A 20462-nucleotide genomic window follows, 5' to 3' on the forward strand; every position below is an offset into this window, starting at 1 on the left:
CAACGCGCACTACTTGGCAAACCAAATTGGTTTGATAGGAGATAGAGCTATTGCGATGAAATTCAAATTCGCATATCGGATAGAATTTTTACGATAGGAAATCTATATGGCGGGGGCAATCGCAGCATCAGGTGATGGTTTTCTGGCACGGCTCAAGGACAATCGCCTGCCCGATGCCCTGAGCACAACCTCATTGGAGGACGCGGGCTTATCGCGCACAGACCTTGTTTCCCTATTTGAGAGCCAACTCACAAGCCGCTGTCTAGACCTGCAAGCCCGCCGTTTGGGTGCCGAACGCCGCGGCTTTTATTCGATCGGCAGTTCAGGCCACGAAGGCAATGCCGCGATCGCGCATGCATTCCGTGTCAGTGACATGGCGTTTTTGCATTATCGCAGCGGTGCATTTTACATTGAGCGCGCACGCAAAGTGCCGGGCGAAACACCCATCTGGAATATGGCGTTGTCGTTCGTTGCATCATCGGAAGATCCGATTTCCGGCGGCCGGCATAAAGTCATCGGTTCAAAATCGCTTTTTATACCGCCGCAAACCTCGACCATCGCATCGCATTTGCCAAAGGCGATGGGTGCTGCATTTTCAGTCGCCCTCGCCCGCACGCAAAAGAAACCCGATCCGGAAATGCCGATTGACAGCGTGGTGATTTGTTCGTTTGGTGATGCATCTGCAAACCATTCAACCGCCGTTGGCGCGATCAATGCGGCCGCTCATACGGGTTATCGCGGCTTGCCGCTTCCGCTCGTATATGTCTGCGAGGATAACGGCATTGGTATTTCGGTAAAAACGCCGGATGGATGGATCGCCGCAAATTATGCAAACCGCCCCGGTCTTCGTTACATCGCTGGCGATGGCCGCGATGTAGTTGATGCCATGCGCGCCGCCCGCGAAGCGGAATGGTGTGCACGCGGCGCACGCAAACCGGTTTTCCTCCACCTGCGGACTGTACGCCTGATGGGACACGCCGGTTCCGACGTTGAAAGCGCCTATCGCGACAAATCAGAAATTGAGCGCCAGGCGGATCAGGACCCATTATTGCATACTTCGCGCCGCCTGATCGAAAACAATGTGATGTCACGCGATGACATTATCAATCTCTATGCTGATATTATGGGCCGTTGTTATCGCGCGATGGAAGAAGCGACCACACGCCCGAAACTCACAAGCAGCAAAGATGTTTGTGAAGCCCTGATCCCGCCCAAAGCACCGAGACGCGCAATGCGCAAAGGCACGCTGATGCCGAAAGCGCCAGATGACAGCCGCGCCAAAAGCGAGCCGCAACATCTCTCGCGCCTTGTCTCGCTCGCTTTGGCAGAGCAGATGGAGCGCGACGCAAATGTGGTCGTCTTTGGCGAAGACGTTGCCAAAAAAGGTGGCGTTTACGGCGCGACCACGCGCCTTCAGCAGAAGTTCGGTCCAAGCCGGGTTTTTGATACGATCCTCGATGAGCAATCCATTCTCGGAATGGCAATCGGCCTTGCGCAAAATGGATTTGTTCCGGTCCCGGAAATTCAGTTCCTTGCCTATGTGCACAACGCCGAAGATCAGCTACGCGGTGAAGCGGCGTCGCTATCGTTCTTCTCCAAGGGTCAATATAAAAACCCGATGGTGGTGCGGATTGCGGGCCTTGCCTATCAAAAAGGCTTTGGCGGGCATTTCCATAATGACAATTCCGTCGCCGTATTTCGCGATATTCCGGGAATTATTCTCGCGGTCCCTTCAAGCGGCCAAGAAGCCGTCAAAATGATGCGCGAAGCGTTTCGGCTTGCACGCGAAGACGGGCGTGTCGTAGTCTTTCTGGAGCCGATTGCGCTTTATGGCACCAAAGATCTGATCGAAGATGGTGACGGCCTGATGACCGCCACCTTTAATGACATTTCCGGCGACGCGAAGCTTGGTGACGTCAACGTCATTGGTGACGGCAAAGACCTTACGATCCTCACCTATGGGAATGGCACCTATCTTTCGCAGCGCGCAGCACATGCGCTTAAAGCGAAAAACATCTCTGTAAAGATCGTCGATCTACGCTGGTTGACGCCGCTGCCGATGGAAAGTGCAATTGCCGCTATTGGCAAATGCAAGAATGTTTTGGTTGTCGATGAATGCCGAAAGTCAGGCTCGCCAAGCGAAGAAATTATCGCACAGCTGAGCGACCGGAACAGCAATTACAATCTCGCGCGGATCAATGGCGATGATACCTTTATCCCCCTCGGCCCCGCTGCGGACGAAGTCTTGATCAGCGTTGACGACATTATCGACGCGGCGACAAACCTGTTGGCCACCGGCAAGAAATAGGCAGCAAACCAATGAAAAAATCAGCCGTCGTTATTTTTCCCGGACGGGGCACCTATGGCAAAGACGAGCTTGGCTATCTGAACCGGTATCACAGCGATAAATCAGCGTTCATTGCCGGTGTCGATCAATGGCGGCGCGATGCTGGCCGGACGCCAATCTCCGAGCTTGATAATGCAAAATCCTACGCCGCATCAAAACATGCGTCGAGCGTCAATGCTTCAGCCTTGATTTACACCTGCGCCTTGGCGGACTTCGCCAGCATCGACCGCGATGAGTTTGATATTACGGCCGTATGCGGAAATTCACTTGGCTGGTATTTAACGCTCGCCGCGGCCAATGCTTTACCGCCCGCGAATGCCATTCGCCTCGTCGATACGATGGGCGCATTGATGGAAAAAGAAGGCGTAGGCGGTCAGCTGATTTACCCCTTTGTCGATGAGCAATGGAAGCCAAGCAAAGCCAACGAAAAGGCCATCGGCGAAGCGCTCCATGCAGGCCGAACCGAAGGACATGCCTATCTTTCGATCCGGCTTGGCGGCATGGCCGTTCTCGCGGGCGATGAAGCGGGCATGAGCGCAATGGAAAAAGCGCTACCACAAGCGGAAGGCCGCTATCCATTCCGCCTCGCGCGTCACGCCGCGTTCCACACGCCGCTTCTTGACCATGTATCCAAAGCGGCTTTCAGCCATTTGGGTAAAGACCTTTTCCATGCGCCAGACATACCGATGATAGATGGCCGCGGTAAAATCTGGTCGAACGGCGGCAGCGATATTGATGCGCTTTATCAATATACACTCGGTGATCAGATCGTTGAGACCTATGATTTCTCAAAGTCCATCGAGGTCGCGATAAAGGAATTCGCGCCTGATTGCCTGATATTGGCCGGACCGGGTTCGACCTTGGGCGCGCCGATCGCACAAGAGTTGATCAGCCATCGCTGGAAAGGGCTTACGTCGAAATCAGACTTCTCGGCCCTTCAAAAGGAAAGCCCCTACCTGTTGGCGATGGGCCGCGAAGACCAACGCGGGCTTACGACTGCGTAGTTTGGTGCGGCTCTTCGATCCAAAGCCGCGCCCGGTCGCGTTCATGCATCGGGAAAATCTTTAGTTTGATATGTGATCCGCGTGCGAATAACTCGAAAATCCGAAACATGATTCCCGGATTATCGCTGACCAATGCAAATTTACGCATCTGTCTGACGAAAGCATAGTCATCGGGATTTTCACTTGCGCTCGCGGTTTTCATCATCGCGGAAAACAAATTTTGCGGTTTGCCGTGATGTATCTCAAGCCAGCTGATAAAACGATGCTGGGTCGCTAATTCGCGCATATTCTCCACAAGCTCGGGCATACGCTCGACCTGATAAGCGCCGAATAGTTCGATCTCCATATAGCCATGGGTGTCGTCACGCCTGATATTCATCATCGGAGGTTATTCCTCGCCAATATGCCTGAGGGCTTCGGGTTTTATCAGCGTGATGATCCCCGATTCCTGGCGCACCAGCCCTTCGGCCTCCCACATTTTAAGCTGTCGATTGACGTTCTCTCTCATCATCCCCGCATGCGCCCCCAAATTGCCCTGAGACAATTTCATATCAATTTGCAGCGCGCCATCGTCATCTGTGTGGCCATAGACCTCCGCAATTCGGAGCAATGCCCGCGCCAGTCGCGGCGCTGCCGGTAGGGTTGCGATATCTTCAAGCAAAAAGTTGGTGTGGCGCAGGCGCTTGCAAAGGGCCGAAATAATCTGAAGAGCGACGCCGTGATTGCGCTCCAGAAAATCGAGCACATCCCGGCGATAAAGGCGCAGCGCACGGGTTTTCTCAAGCGCACTCGCAGAAGCCGAGCGCGGACCGCCATCAAACACACCCATTTCACCGAGCACTTCATTCTCGCCCATAAAGGCCAGAACGGTTTCTTTGCCGCCATCGGAAAAGACACTGATTTTCACGCGGCCAGAGAGAATGATGTAAAGGCAGTCACTTTCATCCCCTTGGGCGAAAATCTGTTTCCGCGCAGCGAACACCACCGTTTGCGCAGCATCAAGCAGCCCGGTGAGCTTGTCGTCAGACAAGGCCTCAAAAAACGGGTGACGTTTCAATTCCCAAATCAAACTGCTGTTTTCTGGCACGCGTTCGTATAACTCCCCTTGGCTTTCTACCAGCTTATTAGAGTTATACTCGCTTGTCGCGCTAGCCCCCAAAAAGAGACGGCGCGCCCCTCCCCCAAAGGACGCGCCGTTTCAGTTAAGAAGCCATGGCGGGGCGGGCCATGACCTCTTGGGGCGTTCGGTTAGTGGTTCAGCATGATCAGGCTTGAAAGACCAAGGGCTGCATTCAGTGCGATAAATCCGATGATGATGATTTCGATAACGCCCATGATCTTCTCTCCCATTTCCCGTTCCGGTCTCTCCTGACCGCCGATGATTAGAAATTACGCCTCCCGCTGATTTCGCGCTGTGATGTCCGTCACAGCTTCGGTGCATTTCGCAAAATTTCTATAAGCCTTTGTTTTTCCTCAAGAAGCGCGGCGCGTCCCTCTCCCCCAATAGGGACGCGCCGGTCTCCCCCTGCTGTCTGGTAGCAAGCCGGCCAATTGGCGCGACCTGCGGTATCAACGGCCAACCGGAAGGAGGACAGAAAGTCCGAGCGCGGCATTGAGGCCAATGAAACCGATGATGATGATTTCGATAACGCCCATGATCTTCTCTCCTGTTTCCCGTTCCGGTCTCTCCCGACCGCCGATGAACAGACATTAGAAGAGGGCCTGATTTCTCGCTGTGACGGGCATCACAGGCAGGCGCAATTCGTTAACAAAAAAGCCGACTTCTGCGCGGAAATCGGCTTTTTCTTATGTTTTTCAGTGCTTTAAAGTATTAAATCGGGGCTTAACTCATCTGACGCAGCGCTCTGGCCTGGTCGCAGAAGCGCTCAATCGCCTGATCGATGCCAAAAGTGTCGCCAGAGCGGCAATTTTCGAAATGCTCCAGCGCCAGATCGGGTTCCGCCTCGTCGATGGCGATTACTGCACTCTCAAAGGACTGGCGGAAGGATTGGAAACTCGGCTTTTCCGCGACCGTTTCATCGCCGATCAGCGCAAAGATGACGGTCGGATCGCTCCGCCCTTTCACCGTGAACGTCCCAAGCGGCACGGCAGCGAATTCCGGTATCCGATTTCGCGTGTCTTCCGACATGATGATCGGCACGCCATATTCCTTGGTGAGCGATTCAAGGCGCGAGGTGAGATTGACCATATCGCCAAGCATTGAATATTCGAGATGGTCTTCCGAGCCAAAATTACCGACGCGGGCTTCGGCCGTATGCAGACCAATACCGATTTTAATTTCCGGCAAGCCGAGAGCTTTGTCCCTGCGCCATGACGCATTGAGATCATCCAGTGATTTCAACATGGCGAGCGCTGCCCGCGCGGCCTGTGCCGGATGGTTGTCCACATCAATTGGCGCGTTCCACATCGCCGCAAGGCCATCGCCCATATATTTATCGACAAGACCTTTATGCTCGACGACGATACGGGTCATCGGCGTAAAATATTGATTGAGCATCGCCGTCACCTGTGGCGGTGAAAGCGCCTCGGAGATCGAGGTAAATCCGCGAATATCGGAAAAGAACGCCGTGATTTCTCGCTGTTCCCCTTCGAGCTTTAAGAGGCTCGGATCTTTTTCAAGCCGGTCAAGAATAAGCGGCGAGAGAAATTTCCCGAAGGCCCCACGGATGAATTTTCGCGCAATCTGTTCCTGCTGGAACATGATGACAAAGGCCGAAAGAAAGGACGCGCCCAAAACCAGATTGGGCGTCACCGGATCAAGCAATAAACCCGAAGCGGAAAAGGCCAGATAAGAACCAACCATCGTTCCGACACTGAGTAAAACCCAAATCACGAAACCAGTCGCCGCAGCAATCCGAGGCAAGACCAATAACAAGAATAGCGAGGTGATGAGCGCTAAGATGATCTCGATGGGCCGCATGATCCCCCACGCCCGGAACAAGGTTTCACCGGCCAAAGCCTGTTCAATTACCTCGGCATGGATATGCACACCCGGACGGTCATCACCCATCGGCGTGACGAGCACATCGCGCAGGCCCTCAGCTGAGGCACCGATCATTACGATCCGGCCCTTCACCGCATCGGAAATCTCATCGGGCGTTCCATCAAGAATATCGACGACCGAAAGACGCCGCTTCATGACGCTCTCGATCCCGGAATAATGTATCCAGAGTTGTCCATCATCGGTCGTCGGAAAACGCAACCGACATAAGATGACTTCAGAAACTGATTCCTGCGCCACGCCGGTTACGTGGATGCGACAAGGGCCCTTTTCCGCCGCTTTAACGAAAGGGGTCGGCGCAAATTTCGGATCTAGTCTTGGTGCCGCGACCCGCAACGCCTCTAACGCGAGGCTTGGGAAAATCTCTGCGCCATCGCAGGCAAGCGCAATCAACGGCACGGATCGAACAATGGCATCATCTGCGAGGGCCGCACGGGCAAATCCCTCGCCGCTTGCCGCTTCACGAAAGATTGGCAAAGCCGGCACGACATTGCGAAAACTCGGCGCGACGCGGGCAAGTTCATTCGCTGTCATGCCTTGCACTTTTGAAAGCGCCGGTGGGCAATCGCTATCCGAGCCGCCGGCACGGGCGGTTAGATGCAAAATCGTCGGTGCCGCCGCAAGAGACGCCGCAAATCGCCGGTCGTGATCAACTTCATCGAGATTTGCCGCACCAAGCTGAGATTTAATTGGCGATAGCTCTGGCCGATCAAGCCAGCCCGATGCGACATTGCCGGGGCTTGTCCGGTCAGGTTCCGCAAAGATCACATCAAAGACAATCGCTGCGGCACCGGCCTCGTTGAGTTTATCAACCAATGTTGCAAATCGGTGGCGCGGCCACGGCCATTGGCCATATCGCTCCAGTGCGGCGTCATCAATCTCGACAACCCGAACCGGGCTTTCGTCATAATGGCGCGGCGAAAAGCGTTGGAATTGATCGAAAACACGGTCACGCGCGACATTGATTAATGTCGGTTGCTGAAAAATCAGCGCGAGAGCCAAAATCGCACCGAAGATCCCGGCAACGCGTGGACCGAGTATATTTTTGCGCCACCCCGCCATTATCAACCCTGCGGTGTTGCGCCGGCCCGGATCGGAATGCTTTCAATAACGCCCTCACCGGCACCGTCAGCGCCATCGGTGAAATCGAAATAAATATCCGCATTTTCACCGGGACCGACCGTTTGGCCATCATGCAACAGGATCAACATTGAGTTTATGTTGTTACCTGCGAAATCTTCAGCATCGAGACCAAATACGCCTAGCCCTTCGGTCGCATCATCAAAGCTGATCGCATTGATCCCTTCAAACAGTGTGAGGCTGTAATTCGCAAGTGGGTCCTCCACATCTACAAAGACGAAAGACCCGCCGCCACCGATGGTGCGGTTACCGAAATTAATATCCAAAGAGATTTCCGACGTACCAAAGATCGGCAAACCATTCGGCAATGTGACAATTGCATCACCCGGCTGGCCCGTGAACTGAGTTTGCTCATACCGGAAGGTGGTTCCTTGCGCGACATCGAAAGCGGATTCGATTAAACCGGATTGCCCCTCAAGCCCTGCGATTGTCGAAACCGCATTGCTGCCTAACAAACCAAATGCCTCAAAAAGTTCGAACTCGCGATAGAAATGATTGCCGCCACTATCCCCTAAAAGCGCCGCAATATCCGCATAGCCCATACCTTCACCGTCAGCGACCAGCGCCTGCCCTTTAAGGACATCGGGATCACTTGAAAGAGAATTAATCGGGAAGAACGCCAGATCGAAAAGCCCGGTATCAAATGATACCGCCTGATCGAGGCCGATATAGTTTGTGGTTGTCGCGCCGCCGATTTCATTACTCGCGGGGCTCGTGAACGCGATATAGGAATCGCCGCCGCCAATGGTCCGGTTGCCGTAATCAAGCTCAATCTGGGCCGCCATGATACCATCAACGACCGTCGGAACACCCAATGTCGTCAACATACCGGCACCGGAACCACGCAATAATATTGCGCCCGGACCGCGCTGCATGCCGGCCATATCAAGGTCGTCAATCGTTAGCACACTGGCGAGCGGAAATTCGAAATAAGCTAGATCACCCGACCCCGGTAGGACCTGAAGATCCGTCAACATTGCCGTGCCGTTATAGGTTGTGCCTTGTTGATCGGTGACCGAAGCATCGACGTCCACATCGACTGTTACGGTATCATTCGCCCCCTGACGGATCGTGAAGGTATAGATTTGCGTTGGGAAGACCGCGAAATCATTTTCGCCAACCGAAAACGGGATAGCGCCATCGGCAATCATCTGGTCGAGATAGGCTTTGCCGATTTCCTCCGGGAAAAAGAAATCTTCATCCGGGGTTATCTGACTTGCGTCAGTCACGGAAAAATCAAAAACGACGAAGGACGCCAACGCTTCGGGCGCAATCGTCCGTGACGCCCAATCAACCGTTAGCTGAACAATCGCGACCCCTTCATCCTCTAGCTGGGCACCGGTACCGTTATCAACAAACAGCTGCGCATCGGCGATCGCAAATATGTGACCATCAACTGCAGTCTGCGCGGCAGCGAAATCTTCCAGCGCGTCGAGCGGTAAAATCTCTCCAACTTCAATGACCACTGGCGGCGGCACAATCGGCCCTTCAGATTCGCCGGGCGTTTCGGTCGGATATTGGTCCGTACCTTCATCTTCGTTTTGCGCGAGATCGTTTGAGGTATTGCTCGCGGGGTCACCTTCTTGTGCGCCCTGCCCTGATTCATTGACCGGATTACCGGCATAGTCGGTGTCTGATCCTTCACCTTCCGGCACCGCTGGGACAAAGGCCTGATAAATCCGGCGCAGCAAATCGTCATCGGCGCGGAAAGGCAAAGACACGCCATTATCATCAATGCGAACCGCAAACCCCGGACGCTTTAATGACGCTGTAATCGCGTTTCGATTGTCATCGGTCCAGAAATCGACGAGCCCGCGTGGGCTCAACCCACTATTTTCGCGAATTGGCCCTTCGAGCAGCGCGTAAACTGCCCCATCAAGTTCCACCAGAATGACATTCGTGCCGCGGACACCCATGGTGACGCCGGTGTCTTGCAACTCAATTTCGGTTGAACCGGGTTCCGTGTCGCGCCCCGAGGCAAAACGGAAGCCACCCCGCACAAAATTGACCGCGCGTCTGCGCCCAGCGCCCGCCGCATCATAAAACTCGTTAATCGTCGCATCTGAATTTGGCGAGAATGTATAGGTACTCCAGTCACAAAGCTTTAGCTGGAGGTGCGAAGCGTCACCGGTTCGCACATGATCGCCAGAAAATAGATCTGCGCCATTTTCAGGCCGGCTGAACTCGCTTTCATCTTCGCTGCGTAGGTCAACGATAGGCCCCACGACCGCAGTCGCATTTCCCGCTTTTGGGTTATCGGTATTTTTGTCAAAACATTTCGCGGCATTTGCCGAAACCGAAAGCGCCACAAAGGCAATCATTGAGCTTGCAGTCAGGAAAGCCGATCTTGATACTGGGTACTTCATTATCTCGCCCTCCTAAAATGCGAACCGACGCGACAACAAGAATGAAATCTTGTGTGTGTCATAGTCATAATTCGCAATATTCGAATCGACGGTCTCATACTCATATTGCGCGATGAGGTTGATGGATTTTACGCCGTCAGGCGCGCCCGGGAAGAACAGTGACAAGGGAGCGCCGATCGTTGCTCTGCCGCGGTAAAGCCATTCCTCGCGGACATTTGCAGACACGAACGGATCATTCGCTTCATAATCTGAACGCTCAGCCCACGCACCAATTTGCGTAAAGGCACCGAGTCCCAAAAGCCAACTATGTTGCGCATTGACGCCATACCGGTCATAGGCCTCATAGGTGCGCGCAGCATCCTTGTTGCTGTAAAGGCCAGCAACAGTGATCGTTTGCGTCGGACTAAGCCGCCATGCGATACCGCCACGGGTCGTCCACCGGGTGCCCGAACGCTCAACCGCAGACGCAAAACCCGGTGTCGCGCGGAAATCCTCATCCTCGACACGGATCGCTGCGAAAGACTTCATGCGCGGGTTAAACCGATAGGCAACCTCTAATTCGCCGCCCAGCGTGCGCAGATAGTCGTTGCCATCCAGCCAGAAAAAACCGCCACGGGCACGCGGCGTGATCGACCAGTTCCCCGCGTACCAGGTACCGCCAAGCGCTAAAGATACGGCATCAAGATCGAGACTATCGAATTCGAATTTATCGGAGCGATAATATCCCGCATCCGCATGGAGGACGTGACCCTCTTGCGATCCCAGGTCGTGGACCAAGCGTCCCTGAAGCGAAAGCACATGCGCGACATCACTCACGCGCGGATTGGCATCAAAGGGAATGTCCTGAAACAGAATAATGCCGCTAGACGGCGATTGATTCCGGTTATGATCCCATTCGATCCCGGTCGTTAAAGTGAATGTGCCCCGTGTTGTTCGCTGATGGTATTTGATACGGCTGAGATAGGTTTCCGCTTCTGCACGCATGGTCGGCGTCAGCGTACCACTAGCAATCGCCAGTTCCAGCTCATAGCGCGCGCGATCAAATAGACCCAATCGATAAAGCACAAATCCGTAAAGAACACGCACGTCGTAAAGCTGAGGTTCAAGAAGTAGAACCCGCTCAAGCGTTGCACTCGCCTCTTTAAGGTCTCCCGCCGCGATCTGATCTCGCGCGTAGGCGATGTTCAATCGTACATCATCGGGTGCCGCTAGAACTTGTTCAAAGCTGATCGTTCCGCCGCTATAATCACGGCGCGTATCTTCGCGCTCCAGCGATTCCGTTAGCGTCCGATCAGCCGCTTCGCGCGCAGATTCTTCTGGCTCCTGTGCGTTAGCAGATCCGGTCGCCACCACGCATAAAGAAGCGAATGCGATTAGAGATGCCGTAACATTACCGCGTAATGCTGCCATTATTGGTATTCCCCCAGCCCGTTTCGATGAACATTCGACCGCTAATCGATTGATTAATCAGCAGGAACGTCCAACCGCTATATGCTCGTATATATGTTAACGCTTCCCCACAAAAGTGAGAAAATTGGATTTTTCGCACTGCAATAGCATTAACCGAGTTTCTATTTGACTATGCGCCGCGCCCCATGCAGTCGCAACCATTTTCTATAATAAATCGGCCCGATTTCATCTGACCTATTGCCATTGCTTGAAGTCGGAAATCACCCCGGAAAATCACCGTAAAGAGACCAAACTCCAGATAATGAAATAATGCGTAAGGTGGTGGACCATCTGATCCAATCCAAATGGAATCCAGAAAGATTGCTTGTTTACGTCTGTGTACCGCCCGAAAAGGCGCGGACTAGCCTTGATTCGATCCATGCTGAAATGCACCGCAAAATCGAGCGCCGCGAGATACCAAAGGGACGGATTAAAGACGAGCATTATGGCCAGCGTCATCAGCGCATGAACGCTCACATGGACAGAAAGCGGAATTATGAATCCGGGCCCGGATTTTGATTTTCCGCGCACCATCCATCCGGTTTGCAATAGATAGTCGCCAATTAGCTGCTTGGCCTGAAAAATAACCAGCATCATAAAAACGAACTGGATATCGCTCATTTCCATTGAAAAATCGCTCCCCCGCGATGTTCGCCGACAATCGTTCGGCGCTTAATATTTTTCGTGCTACCGCAGCGCAACAATTGCGTAGGCCATAGGACCACGTTTGCATTGCAAAAGTAAACTAATCGGTACATCAATACACGAAAACCAAATCAAAAGGTTACGCCCAACTTCCGCGCGAACGCAAGAAGGCTTTAACGATAGTTTTATAGGTTGTTTGCTTTACATACGAACGGGCATATTGGGTTCGCGATAATAAAAACGATCAATTTGCGTACATATCGAAAACGGTGCCTGCGCTGGATCGCACCAATAATTTTAGATATGCTGATCAAAGGCTGGGGTGGGAAAACTGTTGGAAACCGTGAAGATCGCCATAGTCGGCTCTGGCCCTGCAGGGCTGAGCGCGGCGGGTCGCGCCGCTGCGCGTGGGATATCGCATGTCTTGTTGGAAAAAACCGATCACCTCTCCGACACAATTTTCAAATATCAGCGCGGCAAATATATTATGGCGACTCCGGACCAATTGCCTGTCCGCTCTGATATCAAATTCGAAGCAGGTTCGCGCGAATCTATTATCGACCAATGGGATGTCGACGCCGATAGCCTGAAGCTCAATGTCAAACTAAATTCGGACGTTTCTGCGATTGAAGGCAGCGTCGGAGATTTTCGCCTGACATTGACAAATGGCCAGATCATCAACGCCGAATTTCTCGTCCTGGCCGTTGGGGTTCAGGGTAATCCAAACAAACTCAAAAATCCGGGAACGGATCAACCTTGGGTGCAGTATCAACTCGACGATCCAAAAGAATATTACGACGAAAATATCATCGTTATAGGCGGCGGCGACGCCGGGATCGAAAACGCGCTTGGGCTGGCTGACCCGGAACAGGGCAATGTCGTAACGCTTCTGCAACGTTCCGATGGGTTTCCGCGTTCAAAAGAAGCCAATGTTCAGGCTTTATATGCGGCGCGCGATTCCGGTCGGCTCGATTTCATAACAGAAGCATCATTAATCCGCCTCGAACAAGGCGGCTCAGGTGAAAGCCTTTGGGTTGCGGTTGTTGACACCAAAGACGGTGAAGCGCGCCTGCCCTGCGACCGGATTATCGCGCGCCTGGGCGCGGCCCCGCCGCGAAAATTCGTCGAAGCCGCTGGCGTCGAATTTACCGGGCCGGACCGCGAAGCCTTCCCCGTCTTGACGCCGCAATATGAAAGCACCGTACCCGGCCTTTATATTATCGGCGCGCTTGCCGGTTTTCCCTTGATTAAACACTGCATGAATCAAGGCCACGATGTGGTTGAATTCATTGCCGGAAACACCGAATTACAGCCGCCCGACACACCGCTATTGGAAGAACTCTTCCGCGAAGCACCACAAGAGCGAAGCGTCGATGATTGGCTCACCTTTATTCGGGACCGCGTTGATGTTCTCACTGATGTATCGCTGCTGCAAATGCGCGAATTTCTGTTGTCATCCACGATTCATTACAAGAAACCCGGCGAGCTCGTTGTTAAAAAGAATGATATCGGATCGTCAATTTTTGCGATTGTCGATGGTTCTGTTGCGGTCGAAGTCGACGATAAAGACAAGCGCAAAACTGTCCCGATCCCAAGCGGAAATATTTTCGGTGAATTGGGTCTGATTTCTGGCCGCCGCCGTACCGCGACGGTTCGCGCGGCCGAGCCAACCATGCTTCTCGAAATTCCGCGAAACGCGACTCTCAAGCTAATGGCGTCTGTCCCCGGTGTTCGTCGCCGCATGGACCGCATTTCCACCGAACGCCAGGTTGGCCAGATATTTGGCCAATTGCTCCCCCGCGAAGGCATCAACTTGATTATCGATCAAGCGGAGCTTTTACATTTCAAAGCCGGTGAAGCGCTCATCAACGAAGGCGAACGCTCAACCGATATTTATATCATTCGTTCCGGCAGTGTTGTCGTTGAAAAACATATTGGCGGGAAAGATGTTTTCCTGTCTTACGTTCTCGCCGGTAATTATGTCGGTGAAATGGCGCTTTTTTATAACGGTCTGCGGACCGCAACCGTCCGTGCCGCAATAAAATCCGATGTTGTGCGATTGCCCGGCGAGATATTTGAGCGGCTCCTTTCAGAAAACCCGACCCTATATAAATCGGTTGAACGGCTGGTCGCGGATCGGCGCAAGCTCAATGACTATATCGAAGCCAAACGCGAGAGCTTTTCCTCGGTCGTTGACATGCACACGTCAGTGGCGCGGTTCCTGCTCGAGGAACAAGGTTTGTCTGAAGCGACGGATGCGTTGGTCATTGATGAAACATTGTGTGTGGGCTGTGATAATTGCGAAAAAGCCTGCGCTGATGCGCATGAAGGTATTTCACGTCTCGACCGCGAGGCCGGTAATTCCTATGCCTATATTCATGTTCCGACCTCTTGCCGGCATTGCGAACATCCCCACTGCATGACCGACTGCCCGCCGGACGCAATTCATCGCGGGCCGGACGGCGAAGTGTTCATCGACGAAAAATGCATTGGCTGTGGTAACTGCCAGCGTTACTGCCCCTATGGCGTTATTCAAATGGAGGCCGTTCCGCCAAAGAAGCCCGGTCTTTTGTCATGGCTTGCATTTGGTATTGGTCCCGGCCCCGGCCAGCCTGATAAAGATTGGATTTCGAACCATCGTAAAGGCGACGATGACGCCCCCAAAAAGGCCGTAAAATGCGATATGTGCGCAGGCATAAAAGGCGGCCCCGCCTGTGTTCGGGCCTGCCCAACGGGGGCTGCAAATCGTGTGTCCCCGGATGATTATCTTTCGTTAGCTGGGGAGGGCTCGGATTAACGCGATGGCGCATTCTTCCTCCAGTCGAAGATCGGATATGCCCATTGGCCATGAAGGCTTTCTGGGTCATAAGCGCTATCGCTATTTTAAAATTGCGCTGGGCATCAGCATATTGGCAATTGTCGCCTATCTCTTTGCCGATGTATCGCCGCGCCCAAATGGCGGAAGCTGGCTAGGCTATACGCTGGGAACCATCTCCGCATTGCTCATCGTCTGGCTAATGCTGCTCGGGATGCGCAAACGGGCGATCACACCCGGTCATTGGAGCCTGAAAGGCTGGACCTCGGCCCATGTTTATCTGGGTTCTTCGTTATTGGTTTTGGCGACCCTTCACACCGGATTTCAATTTGGCTTGAATATTCACACCCTCGCCTATGGCCTGATGGTGTTTGTCATTTTGTCTGGCTTTGTCGGCATATATTTTTACGCCACCGTCCCGCGCAAAATGAGCGATAATCGCGCCCATCGCACCCAAAGCGAAATGCTCGAAGCGATAAGAGCACTCAACCGGGAATTAAACGAAGCGGCACAGCCACTCGATCAGAAATATCTGGGTGATATAAAAAATGCGATCCGAAAAACGAAGATAAAACCCGGATTGTTTTCTTCGTTGAGCGATATTCAAAAGCGGTGCGCAACCACACGCGCGGCAAAGCGATTACGCAAGGGATTAGCCTCTGCCGATGAGGACATGCGCGACCCCTTGGAACATGTCATCGCGATTCTGGATCGTAAATCCGCACTCTTACTACGTACCCGGAAACATATCCGCAACAAAACCCTCTTGCAGTTGTGGTTATATTTCCACGTCCCTGTTTCCTTTGCCCTGCTTGCGGCGCTTACAGCGCACATCATCAGCGTATTTTTCTATTGGTGATGTGATATGGCAATCAGAATTGAATTCATAAAAAGAAGACCCGGCGGGCGCATCACAGTCCGGCCCACGATATACGACAAGCGCGATATCACCTTGGGCCGCGCGACCGATTGCGATGTTCATCTCGCCGATTTACGTGTTGGCCTTCATCACGCAACGCTGACACAGATATCACCGACCAAGGTCCGGCTTGAAGCCAATGGCGATCACCGCGTCAGGGTAAATGGTACGCAAATCCGCCGCCGCGATATTAATCTAAGCGATGGGTCGATCATAAGAATTGGACCATATCAAATAGAACTCGCGCCGATGGAAAAAGCGGGTGATCTATTGGTGACGTTCGAACTGGTCGAACCGCCAACACCCACAAGCGACGAACGTGATGAGAATTCCGTATTCGGAATGAAAGGGTATGCGCCGGATAAACGCTTAACGGCATGGTCTGCCATTCTGCTGATTTTAATTGCCTTTCTTGCACTACCAATCGGGCTGCATTTTCGCGCAAAGCAGGACAATCCCGAAATCGCAAGCCAAACCTTGCCCGACAAGATTGCTCATAAAACAACCGATCCGTGGATGGCCGGCTCAATTTCCTCGTCTCATGCCAACCTCACAAATGATTGTCGCTCGTGCCATGTAAAGCCATTCACCCGTGTCCTCGATGAGACTTGTCTTTCCTGCCATGAAAAAATGGGCGATCACGCGAAGCCAGAAATAATGACCGCCGCGAATGTGTTTGGCGACACGAATAAAAGCTGGATGAGCAGTGTGCGGGACGGATTCAATATTCCGGCCGGTCGCTGCGGCTCTTGCCATTTCGAACATAACGGCACCGAAGGGGTACTACCTTCGAATTCAACTTTTTGCGTCGAATGCCACACGGATCTTGATAAGCGCGTGCCCGATACAAAGCTCGTAAATGTCATTAATTTTTCGCGTTATCATCCGGAGTTCAGCCCCGCAATCGTGAAAAACCCGCAATCCGATCCGGTTTCCATCGACCGTATTTCTTTGGTCGAACACCCGAAAGAAAATAACGGCCTCACCTTCCCGCATGATCTGCACCTGCGCGACGAAGAAGTGATCCGAAAAATCGAAACTTTGCCGGCACCCATACGGGCGAAATATGGGGAGGTCCTTGAATGCGCGAATTGCCATGAAGCCGACAAGGCCGGGGCGCTTTTCAAACCAATAGAAATGAAGACTCATTGCGCTGATTGCCACTCCCTCGCCTTCGCCGCCACGGATGGCGCGGTCCGTAACCTGCCCCATGGGGAGCCTGCGGAAGTCCGTCGCGTGTTGGAAGATTTCTATCTCGCGCAAGCGACGACAATGCTGCTTGGAGACGAACGCACAGGCATCTTGAACCAGCAGCTCAGCGCCGAAGCCCGAAATCGCCGCGCGCGATTGCGCGAACAAGCCTTGGAAAATGCAAGAGAGACAACGGAGCGGAATATCGCGCGGATTTTCTCTGAAGATGGTCTTTGTCAAAAGTGCCATGATAACCGCGACCCCGGCCAATCGGCGAACATCGAAATTCAGCCGGTTCATCTTATGACGGATTATTTGCCAAAGGCCCGTTTCAGTCATAAATCGCACGAAACCGGCAATCTTGAATGCGTCACCTGTCATCGGGCCGAGCAATCAAGCACCGCAGATGATGTATTGATGCCATCAATCACCACATGCCGTACGTGTCACGATGATCGGGCACGGCAATCGACGATTGAATCCGATTGCCTCACCTGCCACATTTATCATGACGATGGCGATGACGCTCATCCGATGATGCCCCGGAAACCGCGCGCAGCAATGAATCGGTGGCCCCAATGACCAGTAAATTAATAAAATTGATCAGCGCAATTACGACCTCGGTTGTTTTCCTACTGAGCATTACGGCGATCGCGAAGGCGCAGCCTCACCCCGTGCCTTTTGTTGATGGATTAAATCATACGGGCGTTGCCAGTTGCGCAACCGCCGGGTGCCACGGTGATCAGGTCACTGGCGATGGCGCAGGCCCCGTCGTTGGGCAGAACGAATATTTCCAATGGCGTTCAAACACCGAAAAAGGCGCGCACTCCCGCGCTTATGAGGTTTTGCTAACCCCACACGCCAAGCGGATCGCGAATAATCTTGGGGTTGGTCCCGCGGAACAGGCCGCCGAATGTCTTGATTGCCACGCAGATAATGTACCCGCAGCAAAACGATCTCAGCGTTTTCAAATTAGCGACGGTGTCGGTTGCGAGGCGTGTCATGGGGGCGCGCAGAATTGGCTTGCCTTTCATCGCATTGGCGCAGGCCATGAGAAAAATATAGAAGCCGGTCTCTACCCAACTGAAGACCCAGTCGCACGGGCGCGATTGTGTTTCGGCTGTCACCTTGGGTCGAGTTACGAAAACCAGTTCGTCAATCACCGCATCATGGGGGCCGGTCATCCGCGATTGAAATTTGAACTTGATCTTTACACGACCATTCAAAAACACCATCGGGTTGACGCCGACTATCGAGACCGCAAAACCGTCGCGCCCGGCACCCAGGTCTGGGCCGTCGGACAGGCAATGGCGCTTGAGCGCACCTTAGAATTATTGATTGATAATAATACAGGTCGCGCCGGTGCATTTCCCGAACTTGTCTTCTTTGACTGTCACGCATGCCATCAACCCATATCGAACGGCACAAACGATCTTGATTGGCGGCCCAATCCCGGTCGATCTCTCGGCCCCGGCGCACCCATCTTAAATGATGCGAATTTGATTATGTTGGTGGCGGCGATGCGTGTCATCGACCCGGCATTGGCAACGCAGCTCGAAAATGAAGGCCGGGTTCTGCACGCCGCATCTCAACATAGCGGTAGCCAATTCAGAACGGCCGCAGAAGCATTACGTATCACCGCCGCGGCTTCGGCAGAGCGCATCATGAACACAGATCTGTCTAACCCGGCTTTGGTAAAATCAGTCCTGCGTGAGATTGTGAGCGCGGACACATCCCGTCTGTACACGAATTATACCGCCGCTGAACAGGCCTTGTTTGCTGTTCAACGGCTAAGCGCAGCACTAGATATGACCGATTCCGCCATCACCAGCAGGATTGAAAATGCAAGTAACGCAGCCCAAGGGCCCTACGCCTTTCAGTATGGTGCGTTCAGGTCGGCACTCTTCGAGATTTCAGCTCAGATAGAGCAATAAAATTGGAATATGCGATAGGCAGGCTGGCCTGCATCATATAAACTTGATGGTGCTGCGGAAATTGGGTCGCGGGGGGGAATCATATGTTTTGGCGCAAGAAAACAGAACCATCAGAAAAAACCGCTTCTATTCAATCAATTGAAAAGGCGCAAAAAAGCATGACGTCACAAATTGTGACTCATAAAAGCCCTCCGACGAATACCCAAAAATTTTCTGTCGGAAGTGGAAGCGGTCCTGTGGTAGTGCGAGAAATTGATGACTTTATGGACGGGCTTATCCGTCGCAATCCCTATGAGCCCGAGTTTCATCAAGCGGTGTTTGAGTTTGTAGAAACGGTTATGCCTTATTACCTCGACAACCGAAAATATCGCGATGCGCGAATTCTGGAACGGATGACCGAACCTGATCGCATCGTCAGCTTTCGTATTGTCTGGGAAGATGATCAAGGCATTCCGCATGCGAATAAGGGCTATCGGGTTCAATTCAATTCTTCCATGGGCCCCTATAAGGGCGGGCTGCGATTTGATCCAAGCGTAAATTTCAGCATCCTGAAATTTCTTGGCTTTGAGCAGACCTTCAAAAACGCGCTTACGCGCCTACCCATGGGCGGCGGCAAAGGCGGCGCGAACTTTAATCCGAAGGGCCGCTCCGACGCAGAAATCATGCGGTTTTGCCACGCAATGATGAGCGAACTCTTCCGCCATATTGGCGAGAGTGTTGATGTTCCCGCTGGTGATATCGGCGTTGGCGCGCGCGAGATTGGTTTCCTCTTCGGCAAATACAAACAACTTGCCAATCATTACACGGGCGGTGTTTTAACCGGCAAAGGGCTATCCTTCGGCGGCAGTGAAATCCGCAAAGAAGCGACCGGCTTTGGCGTCGTTGTCTTCGCCGAAGAAATGCTGAATAAGCATGGCAAATCGATGGAAGGCAAAACCGTTGGTGTATCCGGTTCCGGTAATGTCGCAATTTATGCGGTACAACGCGCAATGCGCCTCGGCGCAAAAGTCATTACCGTATCGGATAGTCGGGGCTATGCGCACATTCCCAGCGGCATGAATGACGAAACGCTGGCGATCCTGAAAGACGTCAAAGAAAACCGCCGAGCCTCGCTTTCGGAATTTGCGAACGAAGCCCGCGGCGTGACCTATCACTCAGGCAAAAGCCCTTGGTCCGTGCCGTGTGAGATTGGTCTTCCTTGTGCAACGCAAAATGAAATCGATGAAACCATGGCCGCGACGATGGTCAAAAACGGTATTCAATGCCTTGCCGAAGGCGCAAATATGCCGCTCACGGCTCGGGCAATCCACGTTTTAAAAGACGCGAATGTGATCTTTGGCCCGGCGAAAGCAGCGAATGCGGGCGGGGTTGGGTGTTCGGGTCTTGAGCAGGCGCAAAATGCACAACGCTTGATTTGGACCCGCGAACAGGTGGAGCAAGAGCTTGAACGGATCATGCGCTCGATACACGAACAATGTGTTTCCTATGCGCCGGTCCGAAATGGCATTGTGGACTATCAAGCGGGAGCGAATATTGCCAGTTTCGCCCGTGTTGCAGACGCAATGATTGGCTATGGCTACGTATAGTCGCCTAGCCACAACGGGGAAACGGGCGATTTTGGAATCGCGCG

At 53.1% G+C, this 20462-nt stretch carries 14 protein-coding genes; 8 read left to right on the forward strand and 6 right to left on the reverse strand.

What is annotated here, in order from left to right; genetic code table 11:
- The first annotated feature begins 106 nt into the window (after positions 1–106).
- Complete coding sequence (locus ABFZ83_RS04990) at positions 107–2308, forward strand: thiamine pyrophosphate-dependent enzyme (protein WP_411818331.1); 2202 nt, start codon at positions 107–109, stop codon at positions 2306–2308.
- Between the two features lie 11 nt (positions 2309–2319).
- Positions 2320–3351, forward strand: coding sequence for an ACP S-malonyltransferase (locus tag ABFZ83_RS04995; protein WP_411818332.1), 1032 nt, complete (start codon positions 2320–2322; stop codon positions 3349–3351).
- Here the strand turns inward: ABFZ83_RS04995 and ABFZ83_RS05000 are convergent.
- Both ABFZ83_RS05000 and ABFZ83_RS05005 read right to left on the reverse strand, forming a co-directional pair.
- The gene (locus ABFZ83_RS05000) at positions 3338–3733 is read right to left on the reverse strand and encodes an STAS/SEC14 domain-containing protein (protein WP_411818333.1); all 396 of its coding nucleotides are present in this window, start codon (positions 3731–3733) and stop codon (positions 3338–3340) included. The two genes, ABFZ83_RS04995 and ABFZ83_RS05000, sit on opposite strands and share 14 nt — an antisense overlap.
- A 6-nt stretch (positions 3734–3739) precedes the next feature.
- The gene (locus ABFZ83_RS05005) at positions 3740–4438 is read right to left on the reverse strand and encodes a Crp/Fnr family transcriptional regulator (RefSeq protein ID WP_411818334.1); all 699 of its coding nucleotides are present in this window, start codon (positions 4436–4438) and stop codon (positions 3740–3742) included.
- 464 nt (positions 4439–4902) lie between these two features.
- On the opposite strand from ABFZ83_RS05005, the gene ABFZ83_RS05010 reads away from it, so the two are divergent.
- Positions 4903–5178, forward strand: a complete 276-nt coding sequence (locus ABFZ83_RS05010; protein ID WP_411818335.1) for a hypothetical protein — start codon at positions 4903–4905, stop codon at positions 5176–5178.
- Positions 5179–5194: 16 nt separating this feature from the next.
- Here the strand turns inward: ABFZ83_RS05010 and ABFZ83_RS05015 are convergent, their stop codons facing one another.
- The 4 genes from ABFZ83_RS05015 to ABFZ83_RS05030 all read right to left on the reverse strand — a co-directional run bounded on the left by ABFZ83_RS05015 (position 5195) and on the right by ABFZ83_RS05030 (position 11949).
- Positions 5195–7435, reverse strand: coding sequence for a CHASE2 domain-containing protein (locus ABFZ83_RS05015; protein WP_411818336.1), 2241 nt, complete (start codon positions 7433–7435; stop codon positions 5195–5197).
- Between the two features lie 2 nt (positions 7436–7437).
- Complete coding sequence (locus ABFZ83_RS05020; RefSeq protein ID WP_411818337.1) at positions 7438–9879, reverse strand: FecR domain-containing protein; 2442 nt, start codon at positions 9877–9879, stop codon at positions 7438–7440.
- A gap of 12 nt (positions 9880–9891) precedes the next feature.
- Positions 9892–11289 (reverse strand): surface lipoprotein assembly modifier, encoded by a 1398-nt coding sequence (locus ABFZ83_RS05025; protein WP_411818338.1) that lies wholly within the window; start codon positions 11287–11289, stop codon positions 9892–9894.
- A 273-nt stretch (positions 11290–11562) separates the two neighbouring features.
- Positions 11563–11949, reverse strand: a complete 387-nt coding sequence (locus ABFZ83_RS05030; RefSeq protein WP_411818339.1) for a DUF3307 domain-containing protein — start codon at positions 11947–11949, stop codon at positions 11563–11565.
- A 355-nt stretch (positions 11950–12304) separates the two neighbouring features.
- Here ABFZ83_RS05030 and ABFZ83_RS05035 point away from each other — a divergent pair, with 355 nt between their 5' ends.
- The 5 genes from ABFZ83_RS05035 (at position 12305) to gdhA (ending at position 20418) form a co-directional block, all read left to right on the forward strand.
- Positions 12305–14770: a cyclic nucleotide-binding domain-containing protein gene (locus tag ABFZ83_RS05035; protein ID WP_411818803.1), complete on the forward strand. Its 2466-nt coding sequence runs from the start codon at positions 12305–12307 to the stop codon at positions 14768–14770.
- 37 nt (positions 14771–14807) lie between these two features.
- Positions 14808–15647, forward strand: coding sequence for a hypothetical protein (locus ABFZ83_RS05040; protein ID WP_411818340.1), 840 nt, complete (start codon positions 14808–14810; stop codon positions 15645–15647).
- 6 nt (positions 15648–15653) lie between these two features.
- Positions 15654–17480, forward strand: a complete 1827-nt coding sequence (locus tag ABFZ83_RS05045; RefSeq protein WP_411818341.1) for a cytochrome c3 family protein — start codon at positions 15654–15656, stop codon at positions 17478–17480.
- Entirely contained in the window at positions 17477–18832 is a 1356-nt protein-coding gene (locus ABFZ83_RS05050; RefSeq protein WP_411818342.1) for a multiheme c-type cytochrome, read from the forward strand. The genes ABFZ83_RS05045 and ABFZ83_RS05050 overlap by 4 nt, the downstream gene beginning before the upstream one ends.
- A gap of 236 nt (positions 18833–19068) precedes the next feature.
- The gene (gene gdhA / locus ABFZ83_RS05055; RefSeq protein ID WP_411818343.1) at positions 19069–20418 is read left to right on the forward strand and encodes an NADP-specific glutamate dehydrogenase; all 1350 of its coding nucleotides are present in this window, start codon (positions 19069–19071) and stop codon (positions 20416–20418) included.
- Positions 20419–20462: the final 44 nt, after the last annotated feature.

Origin of the sequence: Hyphococcus formosus (genome assembly GCF_046736345.1) — a bacterium.
Classification (GTDB): domain Bacteria; phylum Pseudomonadota; class Alphaproteobacteria; order Caulobacterales; family Parvularculaceae; genus Hyphococcus; species Hyphococcus formosus.